Source organism: Delftia sp. (assembly GCF_059499305.1).
The window spans coordinates 36,489-52,950 of sequence record NZ_JCABYI010000032.1 but is presented as its reverse complement, the minus strand read 5'-3'; the positions used below and the strand labels follow the sequence as shown (position 1 = coordinate 52,950).

General features: G+C 65.4%; 9 protein-coding genes. 5 read left to right on the top strand and 4 right to left on the bottom strand.

Translation table 11 applies throughout. From position 1 onward, the window contains the following. Positions 1-107: 107 nt before the first annotated feature. Entirely contained in the window at positions 108-1,232 is a 1,125-nt protein-coding gene (locus tag AC5I49_RS22470; protein ID WP_133073110.1) for an acyltransferase family protein, read from the top strand. A 159-nt stretch (positions 1,233-1,391) separates the two neighbouring features. Further along, positions 1,392-2,252, top strand: a complete 861-nt coding sequence (locus tag AC5I49_RS22465) for a hypothetical protein (protein ID WP_154833361.1) — start codon at positions 1,392-1,394, stop codon at positions 2,250-2,252. 22 nt (positions 2,253-2,274) lie between these two features. On the opposite strand, the gene AC5I49_RS22460 is transcribed toward AC5I49_RS22465, so the two are convergent. After that, the gene (locus tag AC5I49_RS22460) at positions 2,275-3,240 is read right to left on the bottom strand and encodes a LysR family transcriptional regulator (RefSeq protein ID WP_495789909.1); all 966 of its coding nucleotides are present in this window, start codon (positions 3,238-3,240) and stop codon (positions 2,275-2,277) included. A gap of 129 nt (positions 3,241-3,369) precedes the next feature. Between AC5I49_RS22460 and AC5I49_RS22455 the strand changes: the two genes are divergently transcribed. Continuing rightward, positions 3,370-4,548, top strand: a complete 1,179-nt coding sequence (locus tag AC5I49_RS22455; RefSeq protein WP_012207748.1) for an MFS transporter — start codon at positions 3,370-3,372, stop codon at positions 4,546-4,548. A gap of 3 nt (positions 4,549-4,551) precedes the next feature. On the opposite strand, the gene uvrA is transcribed toward AC5I49_RS22455, so the two are convergent. The 3 genes from uvrA to AC5I49_RS22440 all read right to left on the bottom strand — a co-directional run bounded on the left by uvrA (position 4,552) and on the right by AC5I49_RS22440 (position 14,032). After that, positions 4,552-10,515: an excinuclease ABC subunit UvrA gene (gene uvrA / locus AC5I49_RS22450; RefSeq protein WP_495789908.1), complete on the bottom strand. Its 5,964-nt coding sequence runs from the start codon at positions 10,513-10,515 to the stop codon at positions 4,552-4,554. A gap of 432 nt (positions 10,516-10,947) precedes the next feature. After that, on the bottom strand, positions 10,948-11,937 hold the full coding sequence (locus AC5I49_RS22445) for a porin (protein WP_016450048.1): 990 nt from the start codon (positions 11,935-11,937) through the stop codon (positions 10,948-10,950). A 412-nt stretch (positions 11,938-12,349) separates the two neighbouring features. Then, entirely contained in the window at positions 12,350-14,032 is a 1,683-nt protein-coding gene (locus AC5I49_RS22440) for an MFS transporter (RefSeq protein ID WP_016450047.1), read from the bottom strand. Between the two features lie 303 nt (positions 14,033-14,335). Here AC5I49_RS22440 and AC5I49_RS22435 point away from each other — a divergent pair, with 303 nt between their 5' ends. After that, entirely contained in the window at positions 14,336-14,644 is a 309-nt protein-coding gene (locus AC5I49_RS22435; protein ID WP_012207753.1) for a DUF485 domain-containing protein, read from the top strand. Then, a complete protein-coding gene (locus AC5I49_RS22430; protein WP_016450046.1) occupies positions 14,641-16,374 on the top strand; it encodes a cation acetate symporter in 1,734 nt (577 codons plus the stop codon). Before AC5I49_RS22435 ends, AC5I49_RS22430 begins: the two co-directional genes overlap by 4 nt. Positions 16,375-16,462 lie beyond the last annotated feature (88 nt).

Genomic DNA, 16,462 nt, shown 5'->3' with positions numbered 1-16,462 from the left:
TAGCCATCAACGGCCAGGCCGCATGGCAAAAGATTCCGGCAGATTCACCCTCCATATCGCAACCGCATGTCAGGCAGGCATGCACTATCAGGTATCACCTTGGCTGCATGATCTATAAAAATATACAAATACTGCGATTCATTGCCGCCTTTCTCGTGGTTCTGCACCATACGCTTCCGCCCAATGTGCATCCGGCCCACTACGCGAACATCCCGGCCTGGATCACCGAGATTTCCGTCTACGGCTTCGCCGGTGTCGATATTTTCTTCGTCATCAGCGGCTTCATCATGGCCGAGACCACGCGCTCCATGCAGCCCGGAGCCAGCACGGCATCCGGCTTTGTCTTCCGGCGCTTCCTGAGAATCTACAGCGGTTACTGGCCAGCCTTCCTGCTGGTGCTTTTTCTCAGCATCTGGCTTGGTATTTTCAACGGACCAGAAATCAGCCGCTGGAAGTCATTTCTGCTGCTGCCTCAGGAGTTCTATCTGCTCAATGTCTCATGGACGCTGACCTATGAGCTGTATTTCTATCTGCTGATTGGCGCCATGCTCTGCTTCACACGAAAGCAGGCCGTTCCCGTGTTCCTTGCTTTGCTGCTGGCATTCGTGGTCATTGTTGCCGTGCAATTCAATCTGGGGGTTTATCGGTCGGCAACGCCCAGGGAAAACAATTTTCTCTTGAATGTTTTTCTGACATCTCCGCTGATCATTGAATTCATTGCTGGCTTTCTGCTGAGCGAGTGGATTCATAGAAAACCCGGGCAGTCCATTGCAGCATGGTCCCTATTCACCGCCGTGGCACTGTGCGCCAGCATATGGATGCAGAAATATGGCGGCCTCATGGGCGTGGGCATGGCGGCGTTTCTCTACTATCCCGAACGGGTGATGCTGTTTGGCAGCGCCTCCCTGGGCCTGGTGGCACTGGCCGCGTTGCTGCCCTCGTCCGGCAGCCTGTTGAGCCGCTTCTTCTGCAAGCTGGGTGATGCCTCCTATGCGCTGTACCTGCTGCACATTCCCTTGCTGGTCATTCTTTACGGCCTGCTCTTTCCCAAGATCCCCGGCCTGCTGTGGATAGGTGGCGGAAAGCTCTCGCTGCTTGTCTATCTTGTGTCGGTCGTGATCTGTTCCTTGCTCTACTTCAAATTCATCGAGAATCCGCTGCATAAAATCTCGAGAAGAGCGTCCGGCATGTGGCTGCGCAGTGCTGAATCCTCCAGGACATGCACTGTTTGAGATATTCCGCCATCTGGCTTCATCAAGCCGTCATCTCACCAATCCGCCAAAGCCCACTGGATCTTCCAAGAGATCTTCCGTAACTGGCGGCTTTCGTTGAAAATCCATTCCCGGTGAAATCCTTCACAGACTTCGCCGTTCACCAATAGAGAGGGACTCATGTTCAAAAAAATACTGGCTGCGGCCACCTTGCTGGGCTGCGGCCTGGCGCACGCATTCATGCCCAGCAATGGCACCTGGGTGGTGACGTCGGAACTCAATGGCAAACCGGGCCGCGGGCTGGCCATCGATGCACAGAACGGCACGCTGGTCATGCAGATGTATGCCTACGAGCCCAGCGGCCAGCCCACCTTCTACATGACCTCGGGCGCGCTGACCAATAACCGCTTTGCCGCTCCGCTGATCCGCTACAAGGGCGGCCGCTTTCTGGGCAGCGGCCCGATGTCGGGCTCCGAAGACCGGAACATGGGCCAGGTCAGCATGCGCTTCACCAGCGGCGTGTCGGGTTTCATCACGCTGCCCGGCGAACAGGAAGTGGCGATTTCGCGTTTCAACTTCGGTTACCCCGCCGTGGCATCCAGCCTGAGGGGACTCTGGGCGCTGACTTCGTTCGGCAGCGAAGGCGTTGCTTCCGAAGTGGTGAATATGCAGCTGCAAACGCCTGCCACCGCGAACGGCAATGGCCTGATGGAAACGGCGGACAGGCTGTTTGGTTGCGAACACCAGATCCGGGGCAATCTGGCGGGCGGCGTCCTGTGCGTCAAGGTCAACAACTACGGCCAATTGCTGCGCTCCTACTACTTCGTCTACAGCGTGAACGAGGGTGAAGGCAGCTCCCGCACCAATGGCACCCGCCCCGAACAGGTGCTGGTGGTCAAACGCCTGCTTGACCCGAAGGGCGTGGGTACAGGCATCGTCTACGCGGCCGACGCACCCGTGGACCCAGTGCCCACCGTGCTGCACGACATCATCGAGAACCTGTCCTTCAACGCCGCACCTCTGCCAGCCGAGCAGGAGTGACGCCCTCGCTGCCGGCCACCCCTCAGGGCAGCGCCGGCAGCTGCTCAGCATGCCGCAGGTCCACATGCGCCTGCAGGAAGTCGAGCACGGCGCGCGTACGCGGGGGCAGGCGGTCGGGCTTGCCCAGGTAGACGGCGTGGATGGGTTCCAGGTCGCCCGTGTTGAATTCCTCCAGCACGGGCACCAGCCGGCCGGCGAGCACGTCGGCCCAGGCGTGGTACAGCGACAGGCGGGCCAGGCCCGTACCGTGCAGCGCCAGCTCGCGCATCACGTCGCCGTCGTTGACGCGCACCACCTCCCCGATATCGACGGCAACGCGCTGGCCGTCCACCAGAAACGGCCAGTGCGGTATGGCGCGCTGGTAGCTCCAGCCCAGGCGCACATGGTGGCCCAGCTCATCGGGATGGGTGGGCCGGCCCATGCGGGCCAGGTACTGCGGAGAGGCCAGGATGACCTGCCGCGTGTGGCCCAGCAGCCGCGCCACCATGTCCGAGGGCGGAAGCTGGCCCCAGCGCACGGCGATGTCGGTGCCGGCCTCGACCAGGTCCACGATCTGGTCCGTGAAGCTCAGTTCCAGGCTCAGCCCGGGATGGCACTGAAGCAATTGCGGCACCAGGGGCACGAGCAGCATTTTTCCGGTCGATGAGCTGGTGTTGATGCGCACCAGGCCGCGTGGTTCGCTGCGCACGGCCACGCAGGCCTCCAGTTCCTCCAGGTCGGCCAGCACGCGCTTGCCGCGCTCGAACAGCTGGCAGCCTTCGGGCGTGAGATGCAGGCGCCGCGTGCTGCGCTGCAGCAGCTGCACGCCCAGGCGCGCCTCCAGCCGCGACATGCTTTTGCTCACGGCCGAGGGGGAGATGCCCAGGTGGCGCGCAGCGGCCGAGAGGCTGCCGCGCTCGGCGACCAGGATCAGCATTTCCAGCTCGGCAAAGCGGTTGGCATCGGCGCTGCCCGTGTCGGCGGCGGCGAGAGGAACAAGTGCGGGCATGGTGTCTCCGAGAAAAGGATCATCTATTCCACACAGGAACAGATCCGTTTCCATTATTCCATCTACACAAAGGTATGTTGCAGTGCGACATTACTGGACATCACACCAAGGATCACAAGGAATCCGTCCATGCCTCTTTCCCTACTCGCCCTGGCGGCCGGTGCCTTTGGCATCGGCACCACGGAATTCATCATCATGGGCCTGCTGACACAGGTCAGCCAGGATCTGCACATCAGCATTCCCACGGCGGGCTCGCTGATTTCGGGCTACGCCATCGGCGTGGCCGTGGGCGCGCCGGTGCTCACGCTGCTGACGCGCCAATGGCCGCGCAAGCGCCTGCTGCTGGCGCTGATGCTGATCTTCATCGCCGGCAACCTGGCCGCCGCGTTCGCGCCCAGCTATGAATGGCTGATGTCGGCGCGCGTGCTGACCTCGCTGACCCACGGCACCTTCTTCGGCGTGGGCGCCGTGGTGGCCACGGGCCTGGTGCCGGTGGACAAGAAGGCGTCGGCGATTGCGCTGATGTTCTCGGGCCTGACCCTGGCTACCCTGCTGGGCGTGCCTGCCGGTGCCTGGATCGGCCAGATGTTCGGCTGGCGCAGCGCCTTCCTGGCCGTGGCCGCGATCGGCGTGCTGGCCTTTGCCATCCTGGCCGCCTTCGTGCCGCGCGACCAGGGCCGCCCCGAGGTCACGCCGCTGGCACAGGAGCTGGCCGTGCTGGCCAACGGCCAGGTCTGGCTGGGCCTGGGCATCACGGCCTTCGGCTTTGCGGGCGTGTTCGCGCTCTACACCTATGTGGAGCCGCTGCTGACCCAGGTGACCCGCATGGGCGACAGCCTGGTGGCGCTGACCCTGCTGCTGTTCGGCGCGGGCCTGGCCGCCGGCAATCTGCTGGGCGGCAAGCTGGCCGACCGGGGCGTGATGCGCGCCCTGGTGTGGAGCATTGCGGCGCTGATGGTGGTACTGGCGGCAGGCCGCTGGGCCTTCGGGAACCAGGCCGTGGCCATGGCCTATGTGATCGTGCTGGGCGTCGTGGCCTTCGCAACGGTGGCCCCCATGCAGATGCGCGTGCTGGACCAGGCCGGCCCCCAGGGCGCCAACCTGGTCTCCAGCTTGAACATTGCGGCCTTCAACCTGGGCAACGCCCTGGGTGCCTGGGTCGGCGGCCTGGCCCTGGCCGGTGGCCTGGGCCTGGTCAACCTGGGCTGGGCCGCCGCAGCGCTGACGGCCGTGGGCCTGGTGCTGGTCTTCTGGAGCAGCCGCCTGCCCGCAGGCTCCGCACGCAGCGCAGGCGTGGCCTGCGCCTGAGGCTCAACGGGCCAGCACGGGCTTGAGCGCCTTGCCCGTGTGCGTGCCCGCAGCCACCAGATCCTCGGGCGTGCCGGCCGCGATGATGCGGCCGCCGTCCTTTCCGCCTTCGGGGCCGAGGTCGATGATCCAGTCGGCCTCGGCGATCACGTCCAGGTCATGCTCGATGACGACCACGCTGTGGCCCGCATCGACCAGGCGGTGCAGCACGCGGATGAGCTTGTCCACGTCGGCCATGTGCAGGCCCACCGTGGGTTCGTCCAGCACATAGAGCGTGTGCGGCGCCTTGTTGCCGCGCCGGGTCACGTCGTCGCGCACCTTGGTCAGCTCGGTGACGAGCTTGATGCGCTGCGCCTCGCCGCCCGACAGCGTGGGCGAGGGCTGGCCCAGCGTGAGATAGCCCAGGCCCACGTCCTTGAGCAGCTGCAGCGGGTGGGCGATGCTGGGCATGCTGGCGAAGAACTCGACGGCCTCGTCCACCTCCATCTGCAGCACGTCGCCAATGCTCTTGCCGCGCCAGGAGACGGCCAGGGTCTCGGGGTTGAAGCGCGCGCCGTGGCAGACCTCGCACGGCACCTTCACGTCGGGCAGGAAGCTCATCTCGATGGTGCGCATGCCCTGGCCCTCGCAGGCCGGGCAGCGGCCTTCGCCGGTGTTGAACGAGAAGCGGCCGGCCGCGTAGCCGCGCGCCTTGGCCTCCAGCGTTTCGGCGTAGAGCTTGCGGATGGTGTCCCAGAAGCCGATGTAGGTGGCCGGGCAGCTGCGCGGGGTCTTGCCGATGGGGGTCTGGTCCACTTCCAGCACGCGGTCAATGCCCTCGAAGCCCTGCAGGCCCTTGCAGCCCGACAGCGCAGGCGCCTTGCCCGCGTCCATGGCATCGCGCCCGGCCTTGGTGGCGCGCTGGCCCACCCAGGCGGCCACATTGGCCAGCATCACGTCGCGCGCCAGCGTGGACTTGCCCGAGCCGCTGACGCCTGTGACGGCCACCAGGCGCTTGAGCGGCACGCGCGCATCCACGTTCTGCAGGTTGTGCAAATGGGCGCCGCGCACGGTCAGCCAGCCCAGCGCGTCGGAGGCGGGTTCGGCGTCGACAACGACAGGCGCGGCCTTCTTTTTGGATTTGGATACCTTGACAGGCGCGGGTTCCGACACCGGTTCGGCCACGGCGGCAAGCTCGGCGGCCGCCTGCGGCGGCTGGCCTTCGCCCACCCAGCGGCGCGGCTGGAACGGGTGGCGCATGGCGTGCAGCAGATAGCGGCCCGTGATGGAGTCCTCGGCCGCCATGATGTCGGCCGCCGTGCCCTGGGCCACTAGGCGGCCGCCGCGTATGCCGGCGCTGGGGCCGATGTCGATGATGTGGTCGGCGCGGCGGATGGTGTCTTCGTCATGCTCGACCACGACCAGGGTGTTGCCCTTGTCGCCCAGCTTGTGCAGGGCGTTGAGCAGGATCTGGTTGTCGCGCGCATGCAGGCCGATGGTGGGTTCGTCCAGCACATAGCACACGCCCTGCAGGTTGCTGCCCAGTTGTGCGGCCAGGCGGATGCGCTGGGCCTCGCCGCCCGACAGCGTGGGCGCGCCACGGTCCAGCGTCAGGTAGCCCAGGCCCACTTCCTCGAGGAATTCGAGGCGGCTCTGGATCTCGGGAATGAGGTCGCGGGCAATGTCGGCCTCGCGGCCCGACATCGCCAGCGCCTGCACCCATTGGCGCACGTCGTTGACCGACAGCTGGGCGATCTCGGCAATGCCCACGCCATGGAAGCGCACGGCGCGTGCCGTGGCGTTCAGGCGTGTGCCCTGGCAGGTGGGGCAGGTCACTTCGGCCAGGTCTTCGATTTCCTGGCCTTCGAACTTGACTTCGCGGCCCCGGTTGTCCTCGACCAGCAGGGTGTCGTCATAGACCTTGCGCTGGTCCTTGGTGAGCTTGACGCCCGTGCCCACGCAGTCGGGGCACCAGCCATGCTTGCTGTTGTAGGAGAACAGGCGCGGGTCCAGCTCGGCATAGCTGGTGGCGCAGACCGGGCAGGCGCGCTGGGTGGAGAACACCTGCAGGCTGCCGATGCCGGCCGTGCTCCGGCCGCCGGCCATGGCATCGGCCAGGTTGTCCAGGCCGGACAGCACATGCAGCACGCCCTTGCCTGTTTCCAGCGCCTGCACCAGGTGGCCGCGCAGCTCGCGCTCGCTGGCCGCCGTGACGGTGATGCTGGCCACGGGCAGCTCGATGGTGTGTTCCTTGAAGCGGTCGATGCGCGGGAATCCCGTGGTGGGCAGGAATTCGCCGTCCACGCGCAGATGGGTGTAGCCGCGTGGCCGAGCCCAGTCGGCCAGCTCGGTGTAGACGCCCTTGCGGTTGACCACCAGCGGCGCCAGCAGGCCGATGGTCTGGCCCCGGAACTGCGTGAGCAGCTGGGCCGCGATGCTTTCCTCCGTCTGCGGCTGCACCGCGGCGCCGTCGTGGATGCAGTGCTGCGTGCCCAGCTTGACGTACAGCAGGCGCAGGAAGTGCCAGACCTCGGTGGTCGTGCCCACGGTGGACTTGCGCCCGCCGCGCGACAGGCGCTGCTCGATGGCCACGGTGGGCGGAATGCCGTAGACCGCATCCACCTCGGGCCGGCCCGCAGGCTGGACGATGGAGCGCGCATAGGCGTTGAGCGATTCCAGGTAGCGGCGCTGGCCTTCGTTGAACAGGATGTCGAAGGCCAGCGTGGACTTGCCCGAGCCCGAGACACCCGTCACCACGTTGAACTTGCCGCGAGGAATCTCCACCGACAGCTGCTTGAGGTTGTGCTCCTTGGCGTTGACGATCTCGATGGCATTCCTGGCGGCCGCCCCCCACATGGCATGCGCCTTGCGCTGGCTCTTGTAGAGCATGGGGGCGACCTCGCGCACGGCCTCGCCGCCCACGCCCATGGCCAGGTCGTACTCGCGCAGCGCCTGGGCCGTGTGCGAGCCAGGCACCTGGCGCACTTCCTCGGGCGTGCCCTGGGCCACGATGGCGCCGCCGCCGTCGCCGCCTTCGGGACCGAGGTCGATCAGCCAGTCGCTGGCACGGATCACGTCCAGGTTGTGCTCGATGACGATCAGCGAATGGCCGGCCTCCAGCAGCTTGCGCAGCGCGCGCATGAGCTTGGCGATGTCGTCGAAGTGCAGGCCCGTGGTGGGCTCGTCGAACAGGAACAATGTGCCCTTCTTGGCCAGCGCCTGCTTCGACTTGGCCTGGGCCTTGGCGGCCTCCGCCAGGAAGCCCGCGAGCTTGAGGCGCTGGGCCTCGCCGCCCGACAGCGTGGGCACGGGCTGGCCCAGCTTCACGTATTCAAGGCCCACATCGACGATGGGCTGCAGGGCGCGGATGACCTCGCGGTCCTGGGCGAACAGCAGGGCCGCCTCGGCCACGGTGAGCTCCAGCACATCGGCCACGTTGAGCTTGCGCGGCTGCAACTCGCCGGCCGCGTGGCGCTCGATCGTGACTTCCAGGATCTCGGGGCGGTAGCGCGTGCCGTTGCAGTCGGGGCAGCGCAGGTAGACGTCGGAGAGGAACTGCATCTCCACATGCTCGAAGCCCGAGCCGCCGCAGGTGGGGCAGCGGCCGTCGCCGCTGTTGAAGCTGAACTTGGCGGCCGTGTAGCCGCGCTGGCGCGACAGCGGCGCAATGGCGAACAGCTCGCGGATGGAGTCCCAGGCGCCCACGTAGCTGGCCGGGTTGGAGCGCGCCGTCTTGCCGATGGGCGACTGGTCCACGAACATCACGTCGCTCAGGTGGTCGGCGCCCAGCAGGCGCTCGAAGGCGCCGGCCGCATCCGTGGGCTTGCCGAAGTGGCGCATCAGCGCGGGCACCAGCACGTCCTGGATCAGCGTGGACTTGCCCGAGCCGCTGACGCCGGTGATGGTGACCAGGCGCTGCAGCGGAAAGTCCACGTCGATGCTGCGCAGGTTGTGCTCGCGTGCGCCTTCGAGGATGAGGCGCGGCGTGGACTCGGTCACCATGCGCTTGAGGCCGAAGCCCACCTGCTTGCGGCCGCCCAGGTAGGCGCCGGTCAGCGTGTCGGCATGGCGCAGGTCCTCGGGCGTGCCGTCGAACACGATCTGGCCGCCGCGCGCGCCGGGGCCGGGGCCCATGTCGATCATGCGGTCGGCGGCGAACATCACGGCCGGGTCATGCTCGACCACGACCAGGGTGTTGCCTGCATCGCGCAGGCGCTGCATGGCCTCGGTGATGCGTTCCATGTCGCGCGGGTGCAGGCCGATGCTGGGCTCGTCGAGCACGAACAGGGTGTTCACCAGCGAGGTGCCCAGGGCCGTGGTCAGGTTGATGCGCTGCACCTCGCCGCCCGACAGCGTACGGCTCTGGCGGTCCAGCGTGAGGTAGCCGATGCCCACGTCGCACAGGTACTGCACGCGCGCCATGATTTCGGCGTGCAGCATCTTGAGGGCCTGGGCCTCGCCGTCATGCAGCGGGGCGTCGGCAGCCGGCGCCAGCTGCTGGAAGAAATCACGCAGCCGCACCAGGGGCAGCTGCATCAGGTCGTGCAGGCACAGGCCCGGCAGCGCGTCCAGCTGCTCGCGGCTCCAGGCCACGCCCTTCGGCATGAAGCGGCGGTAGCGGCCTTCGTCGCCGGGCGGCAGCACGGCATCGGCGGCCTGCTTGCCGCCCAGGCGCCACAGCAGGCTTTCGGTCTTCAGCCGCGCGCCGCCGCAGGTGGGGCATTCGGTATAGCTGCGGTACTTGGACAGCAGCACCCGGATGTGCATCTTGTAGGCCTTGCTCTCCAGGTATTCGAAGAAGCGCTTGATGCCGTACCAGGTCTGGGTCCACTTGCCATTCCAGTTGGGCGAGCCGTCCAGCACCCAGCTCTTTTGCGCGTCGGTGAGCTTGGCCCAGGCCGTGTCGCGCGGGATGCCTTCGGCCTCGGCGTGGCGCATCATGTCGTCCTGGATCTCCTTCCAGGCCGGCGTCTGCACGGGCTTGATGGCACCCGTGCGCAGGGTGAGCTTGTCGTTGGGGATGACCAGCCCCCAGTCCACGCCGATCACGCGGCCAAAGCCACGGCAGGCCTCGCAGGCGCCCACGGCGGAGTTGAAAGAGAACAGCGAGGGAATCGGCTCCTGGTAGCTCAGGCCGCTTTCGGGGCAGTGCAGGCCCAGCGAGAACTTCCACAGCTGGGGTTCGGTGGGCTGGGCACCTGCGGCTTCCACGGCGGATTCAGGCAGCACATAGACCGTCATGTGGCCGCTGCCGCGTTTGAGCGCGACCTCGATGGCCTCGTAGGCGCGGGCCCGCTCGACGTTGCCCAGGCGGAAGCGGTCGGCCACCACGTCCAGCATCTTGACCTTGAGCGGCGCCGCCGCCTTGGCCTTCTTGCCCTTGGCGTTGGCGTTGGCGGCAGGTTCCACGGCGCCGGCCTTCTCGGCCTCGCGCTCGGCCTGGACCTTGGTGAAGCCGCTGGCCGACAGCCATTGCTCCACCTCTGCAGCCGTGGTGTTGGCGGGCAGCTCGACGGGGAAGGTGATGGCGATGCGCGGATCACCGGCCTGCCGGCAACGCTCGGCCAGCTCCTCCAGCACGCTGTCGGGCGTGTCGTGGCGCACGGGCACGGCGGTGTCGCGGTCGAACAGCTGCGCCGCACGCGCGAACAGCAGCTTCAGGTGGTCGTTGAGCTCGGTCATCGTGCCCACGGTGGAGCGCGAGTTGCGGACGGGATTGGTCTGGTCGATGGCGATGGCCGGCGGCACACCTTCCACACGGTCCACGGCCGGCTTGTCCATGCGGTCCAGGAACTGCCGCGCATAGGCCGAGAAGGTCTCGACATAGCGGCGCTGGCCTTCGGCATACAGGGTATCGAACACCAGACTGGACTTGCCCGAGCCGCTGGGCCCCGTGACCACGGTCAGCTCGCCGGTACGGATGTCGAGATCCAGGTTCTGGAGATTGTGCTGGCGTGCGCCGCGAATTCGAATCAGACCGTGCGTCATGGATGTTGTGTGGTCAGTGGGAGCCAAACATTCTAGGCAGTCCATGCGTCAGGCATCGGACGCTTCTCAATACCTGTATTTTCATACAGGTTAAACAAAAAACCGCCTCCTCAACAAATCCGCGCGACCATAAAAAAACCCCGGAACCAGTCCGGGGCTCGTGCCTCTTTCAAGGTCTTACTTGGCCATCTGCACGGAGGCGGGCATGGCCTGCCCGTCCGGCACGCCCTTCACCTGGGTGATGGCCAGCAGCGACACGACAACAAAGGCCAGGCAACCGGCCGCGATGATCCTCATGGGTATTTCCTTGATCAGGCTGTGAAAAGACGGGCCCAGACAAAAAGGCCCCGCACCTTTCGGTACGAGGCCTGATGGCAGGCAGGTGCTGATTGGAACAGACCTGCTTTGCTCGCGGCTTACGCCGCGCGGCGATCAGAATGCGTGGCGCACGCCGACGGCGAAGGACGAGAAGTCCGCGCCCTTCACGCCGGTCATGTAGTTGGCGCCGGCCTTGTTGTCCACCTTGGTGTAGTAGCCGTAGACCTTGGTGCGCTTGCTCAGGTTGTAGTTGTAGCCCAGGGTCCACTGGTTGGCGCCGGAGTCGGCAATGTTGCTCCACTTGTTGGCGTGGCCCAGGTTCACGTGGAACTCGGAAGCGCCCAGGGTGTACATACCCGACAGACGGAAGTTGTTGCGCGTGCCGCGGATTTCTTCGTCGTTGCGCTGGTAGTAGCCGCCCAGCACGAACTGGCCGAGAGTGTAGGCAGCGCGGAAGGCCAGCTGCTTGTCTTCGTCGAACTGGCTGTAGCCGGCGCCCAGGGCCAGGGGGCCCACGTTGTAGTTGGCGGCCAGGTCGTAGCCGTTCTTCTTCTTGGCCAGGGCGGTGGCCTTCTCGTGCATGGAGACCGAGCCTTCCACCGTCAGGCCGCCGAAGTTGGGCGTGGTGTAGGAGATCTTGTTGGCGGTGCCCAGGCCGCTGGCGAACCAGACGGGATCGAAGTACAGCGCGTCGGAGGACGAACCCGTGTCATGGTTGTGCATGCTCACGTAGTCGGCCGTGGCGAAGTACGAGCCGGGGAAGAAGTTGCCCAGGCGCAGCATACCGAAGTTGCCCGACAGGTTCACTTCGCTCTGGCGGCCGAAGGTTAGCGCGCCGGTGGAGGAGGAGCCCATGCCGGTGTCGGAAGCGAAGCCGCTTTCCAGCACGAAGCCGGCCTTCAGGCCGCCGCCCAGATCTTCGACACCGCGCATGCCCCAACGCGAGGAGTTGTTCTCCATCTTGCTGACGCTTTCGTCACCGATCTTCTGGCGCTCGATCGTGGTGTTGATACGGCCATAGATCGTGACGCTGCTTTGCGCCATCACGGTGGTGGAACCCAGCACGGCCAGCACGGCCAGGGCAACGCGGTTCATCTTGATCATCTCGGCATCTCCTTGGGATTGTTGAGTGGGTATTCTTGAAATCTCAGGGCCGACTCCGGCTCTAGATCAGTGCCATTTGCGGCTGCTGCGAATTCTAGGTGCGGGCATGTCAAAAAATGTACGGCCGCCTCTGAAAATGCGCGATCTGATGCTTTGCTGCCACAGGCATGACATGGAAAACCAGTAGAAGCGCCATACGAAAAAAGCCCATGGCAAACCGCCATGGGCTTTCGTCAATGCAGCGCCACAAAACACAGTCGGATACTGCGCACACCGCATGCAACCGGCGCGGCCCAACTCAGAGACGCCGAGCAAGAGCCGCCTCGCGGCGAGGGCGTCGTCCCCCTCCCGCGAAGCGAGAGAGGGCGCCGTGCATACGGGGGTAGGCGCGTCAGCGCCTCAGGGGGAGCCCTCAATCATTCGCGTAGATATCCACATCCTTGGTCTCGCGCAGGAACAGCGTGCCGATGATGGCCGTGGCGCCCGCGATGACGATGGGATACCAGAGGCCGCTGTACATGTTGCCGGTCTGGGCCACGATGGCGAACGACATGGTGGGCAGCAGGCCGCCGAACCAGCCATTGCCGATGTGGTACGGCAGGCTCATGGAGGTATAGCGGATGCGGGTGGGGAACAGCTCCACCAGCATGGCGGCGATGGGGCCGTAGACCATTGTCACGAGGATGACCAGGTAGGTCAGGATGGCGACCATCATCACCTTGTTCATCTTCGCGGGGTCGGCCTTGGTGGGATAGCCGTCCTCGGCCAGCACCTTGGCCACGGTCTTCTTGAACTCGGCGTCCTTGGCCTTGGCTTCCTCGGGGCTCAGGCCCTTGACGGAGAACGAGGGGATCTCGGTGCTGCCGATGCGGATGAAGGCCGTCTTGCCGGGCGCTGCGTCCTCGGAGTCATAGCTGACCGAGCCGGCGGCCAGCAGCTGCTTGGCCACGTCGCAGGAACTGGTGAACTTGGAAGTGCCCGTGGGATTGAACTGGAACGAGCATTCCTTGGGATCGGCAACGATCACCACCTTGCTCTTGGCCTGGGCCGCGGCCAGGTCGGGGTTGGCCGCCTCGGTCAGCGCCTTGAACACGGGAAAGTAGGTCACCACGGCCAGCACGCAGCCCAGCATGATGATGGGCTTGCGGCCTATCTTGTCGGACAGCGAACCGAAGATCACGAAGAACGGCGTGCCGATGATCAGTGCCGCCGCGATCAGCAGGTTGGCCGTCACCGCATCGACCTTGAGCTGCTGGGTCAGGAAGAACAGCGCATAGAACTGGCCCGTGTACCAGACGACAGCCTGGCCGGCGGTCAGGCCGATCAGCGCCAGGATCACGATCTTGAGGTTGCGCCACTGGCCGAAGGACTCGGACAGCGGAGCCTTGGAGACCTTGCCCTCGGCCTTCATCTTCTGGAAGGCCGGCGACTCGGACAGCGTCATGCGGATCCACACCGAGATGCCCAGCAGCACGATGGACAGCAGGAAGGGAATACGCCAGCCCCAGTCCGCGAAGGCCTGCTCGCCGATGGAGGTGCGCACGCCCAGGATCACCAGCAGCGACAGGAACAGGCCCAGCGTTGCCGTGGTCTGTATCCACGAGGTGTAGGCGCCGCGCTTGCCGTGCGGCGCGTGCTCGGCCACATAGGTGGCCGCACCGCCGTACTCGCCGCCCAGGGCCAGGCCCTGCAGCATGCGCAGGCCGATGAGGATCACCGGCGCCGCCACGCCGATGCTGGCGTAGGTGGGCAGGATGCCGACGATGAAGGTCGACAGGCCCATGATCAGGATGGTCACGAGGAAGGTGTACTTGCGCCCGATCATGTCGCCCAGCCGCCCGAACACCAGTGCGCCGAAGGGCCGCACGATGAAGCCGGCCGCGAAGGCCAGCAGCGCGAAGATGAAGGCCGATCCCGCATCGAGCCCGCTGAAGAATTGCTTGGCGATGATGGCCGCCAGCGATCCGTAGAGATAGAAGTCGTACCACTCGAATACCGTGCCTAGCGACGAGGCAAAGATCACCTTGCGTTCTTCCGGAGTCATGGGCCGCGGGGTCGCCTTGACCCCCGCGCCTTGCGATGCGTTGATAGCCATGTCTGTCTCCTTGATTTATTGAATATTTAGCGGGCTTGCCATAGGCCCGCCGATTCACTATCCGCCTGCCTGCTGACGCGAATCTGACTCACCTCTTACAGAAATTGACGGCGAACTGAACGATTTCTTACTAACTCAGCAGCAACCCTGATGCCGTCTTTTTCCATGTGAAAAGCACCGTAAAAACCCTGGCAAACCATGCTGCACTGCGTAAGCACTCGGTCAGAAGCGCTTTCCAGAATGCGCCGCAAGGCTGCAGATCCATGGGGCTGCCGCCGCGATTCCAACTTCAGGAGACAAACCATGACCGATCCGGTGGTAGACAAAATACAGCGCCATCCCAAATACCAGGAGCTGCGGTCCAGACGCAATCGCCTGGGCCTTTTTCTGACGCTGCTGATGCTGGTCGTTTATTACGGCTATATCGCGCTGATTGCCTTCGACAAATCCTTTCTGGCCCAGCCCATTGGCGCGGGCGTGACCTCGCTGGGCATTCCTATCGCCATGGGCGTGATCGTGTTCTCGGTGATCGTCACCGGCCTCTACGTGCGCCGTGCCAATGGCGAGTACGACAAGCTCACCCAGGACATCCTGAAGGACGCCACGAAATGAAGAATTCCGCACAACGCATGCTGCTGGCGCCCGCCGTGGCGCTGGCCCTGACGGGGCCCGTGCTGGCCGCCGGCGGCGATGTCGGCGTGGCCGCCAAGCAGGCCACCAACTGGACCGCCATCATTCTCTTCACGGCCTTCGTCGTGGCCACGCTGTGGATCACCAAATGGGCCGCGGGCCGCACCAAGTCGGCGGCCGATTTCTACACGGCCGGCGGCGGCATCACGGGCTTCCAGAACGGCCTGGCGATTGCGGGCGACTACATGTCGGCCGCCTCCTTCCTGGGCATCTCGGCCTCGGTCATGGCCAGCGGCTATGACGGCCTCATCTACTCCATCGGCTTCCTGGTGGGCTGGCCCATCCTGACCTTCCTGCTGGCCGAGCGCCTGCGCAACCTGGGCAAGTTCACCTTCGCCGACGTGGCCGGCTACCGCTTCTCCCAGACGCCGTTCCGCGCCTTCGCGGCCAGCGGCACGCTGGTGGTGGTGGCCTTCTACCTGATCGCGCAGATGGTGGGCGCGGGCCAGCTGATCAAGCTGCTGTTCGGCCTGGACTACTGGATCGCCGTGGTGCTGGTGGGCGGCCTGATGATGATCTACGTGCTGTTCGGCGGCATGACGGCCACGACCTGGGTGCAGATCATCAAGGCCTGCATGCTGCTGGCCGGCGTGACCTTCATGGGCTTCATGGTGCTGGCCAAGTACGGCTTCAGCCCCGAGGCGCTGTTCGCCGAAGGCGTGCGCGTGCGCTCCGAGATCGCTGCCAACAACGGCGCCGACCCCTCGGCCGCCGCCAAGGCGGGCCTGGCCATCATGGGCCCGGGCGGCTTCATCAAGGACCCGATCTCGGCCATCAGCTTCGGCATGGCGCTGATGTTCGGCACGCTGGGCCTGCCCCACATCCTGATGCGCTTCTTCACCGTGCCCGACGCCAAGGAAGCGCGCAAGAGCGTGTTCTGGGCCACGACCTGGATCGGCTACTTCTACGTGCTGATCTTCATCATCGGCTTCGGCGCCATCACCCTGGTGCTGACCAACCCCGAGATGGCCGACACGGTCAAGGGCGTGATCCACGGCGGCGCGGGCACGGCCAACATGGCGGCCGTGCTGGTGGCCAAGAGCGTGGGCGGCGACGTGTTCTACGGCTTCATCTCGGCCGTGGCCTTCGCCACCATCCTGGCCGTGGTCGCGGGCCTGACGCTGTCGGGCGCCTCGGCCGTGTCGCATGACCTGTACGCCACCGTGATCAAGAAGGGCAAGGCCGACAGCGCCGCCGAGCTGCGCGTCTCGCGCATCACCACGCTGACGCTGGGCGCCATCGCCGTGCTGCTGGGCATCGTGTTCGAGAAGCAGAACATCGCTTTCATGGTGTCGCTGGCCTTCGCGGTCGCGGCCTCGGCCAACTTCCCCCCGCTGCTGCTGTCGGTGCTGTGGAAGGACTGCACCACCAAGGGCGCCGTGATCGGCGGCTTCATGGGCCTGGCGTCCTCGGTGGGCCTGACCATCGTCTCGCCCCCGGTCTGGGAAGCCACGCTGGGCAACCCAGCAGGCTCGGCCTGGTTCCCCTATGCATCACCCGCGCTGTTCTCCATGACCATCGGCTTCGTGGGCGTGTGGCTGTTCTCGGTGCTCGACAAGAGTGCCCAGGCCGCCAGGGAACGCGCCGTGTTCCCCGCGCAGCAGGTGCGTTCGGAAACGGGTCTGGGAGCTTCGGGCGCCTCCGGCCACTGAGCTGCCGAAGCGGCAACCACGCACAAGCCGGGCCATGCGCCCGGCTTTTTTTCATCCCTCGCCACACCAGAGACACTCAGTTTGATCG

Bases quoted from the DNA above. Each gene is read 5' to 3' on its own strand.
- AC5I49_RS22440 (WP_016450047.1), bottom strand. From the start codon at position 14,032: ATGGCTATCAACGCATCGCAAGGCGCGGGGGTCAAGGCGACCCCGCGG.
- AC5I49_RS22445 (WP_016450048.1), bottom strand. From the start codon at position 11,937: ATGATCAAGATGAACCGCGTTGCCCTGGCCGTGCTGGCCGTGCTGGGT.
- AC5I49_RS22460 (WP_495789909.1), bottom strand. From the start codon at position 3,240: ATGCCCGCACTTGTTCCTCTCGCCGCCGCCGACACGGGCAGCGCCGAT.
- AC5I49_RS22430 (WP_016450046.1), top strand. From the start codon at position 14,641: ATGAAGAATTCCGCACAACGCATGCTGCTGGCGCCCGCCGTGGCGCTG.
- AC5I49_RS22455 (WP_012207748.1), top strand. From the start codon at position 3,370: ATGCCTCTTTCCCTACTCGCCCTGGCGGCCGGTGCCTTTGGCATCGGC.
- AC5I49_RS22465 (WP_154833361.1), top strand. From the start codon at position 1,392: ATGTTCAAAAAAATACTGGCTGCGGCCACCTTGCTGGGCTGCGGCCTG.
- AC5I49_RS22470 (WP_133073110.1), top strand. From the start codon at position 108: ATGATCTATAAAAATATACAAATACTGCGATTCATTGCCGCCTTTCTC.
- uvrA (WP_495789908.1), bottom strand. From the start codon at position 10,515: ATGACGCACGGTCTGATTCGAATTCGCGGCGCACGCCAGCACAATCTC.
- AC5I49_RS22435 (WP_012207753.1), top strand. From the start codon at position 14,336: ATGACCGATCCGGTGGTAGACAAAATACAGCGCCATCCCAAATACCAG.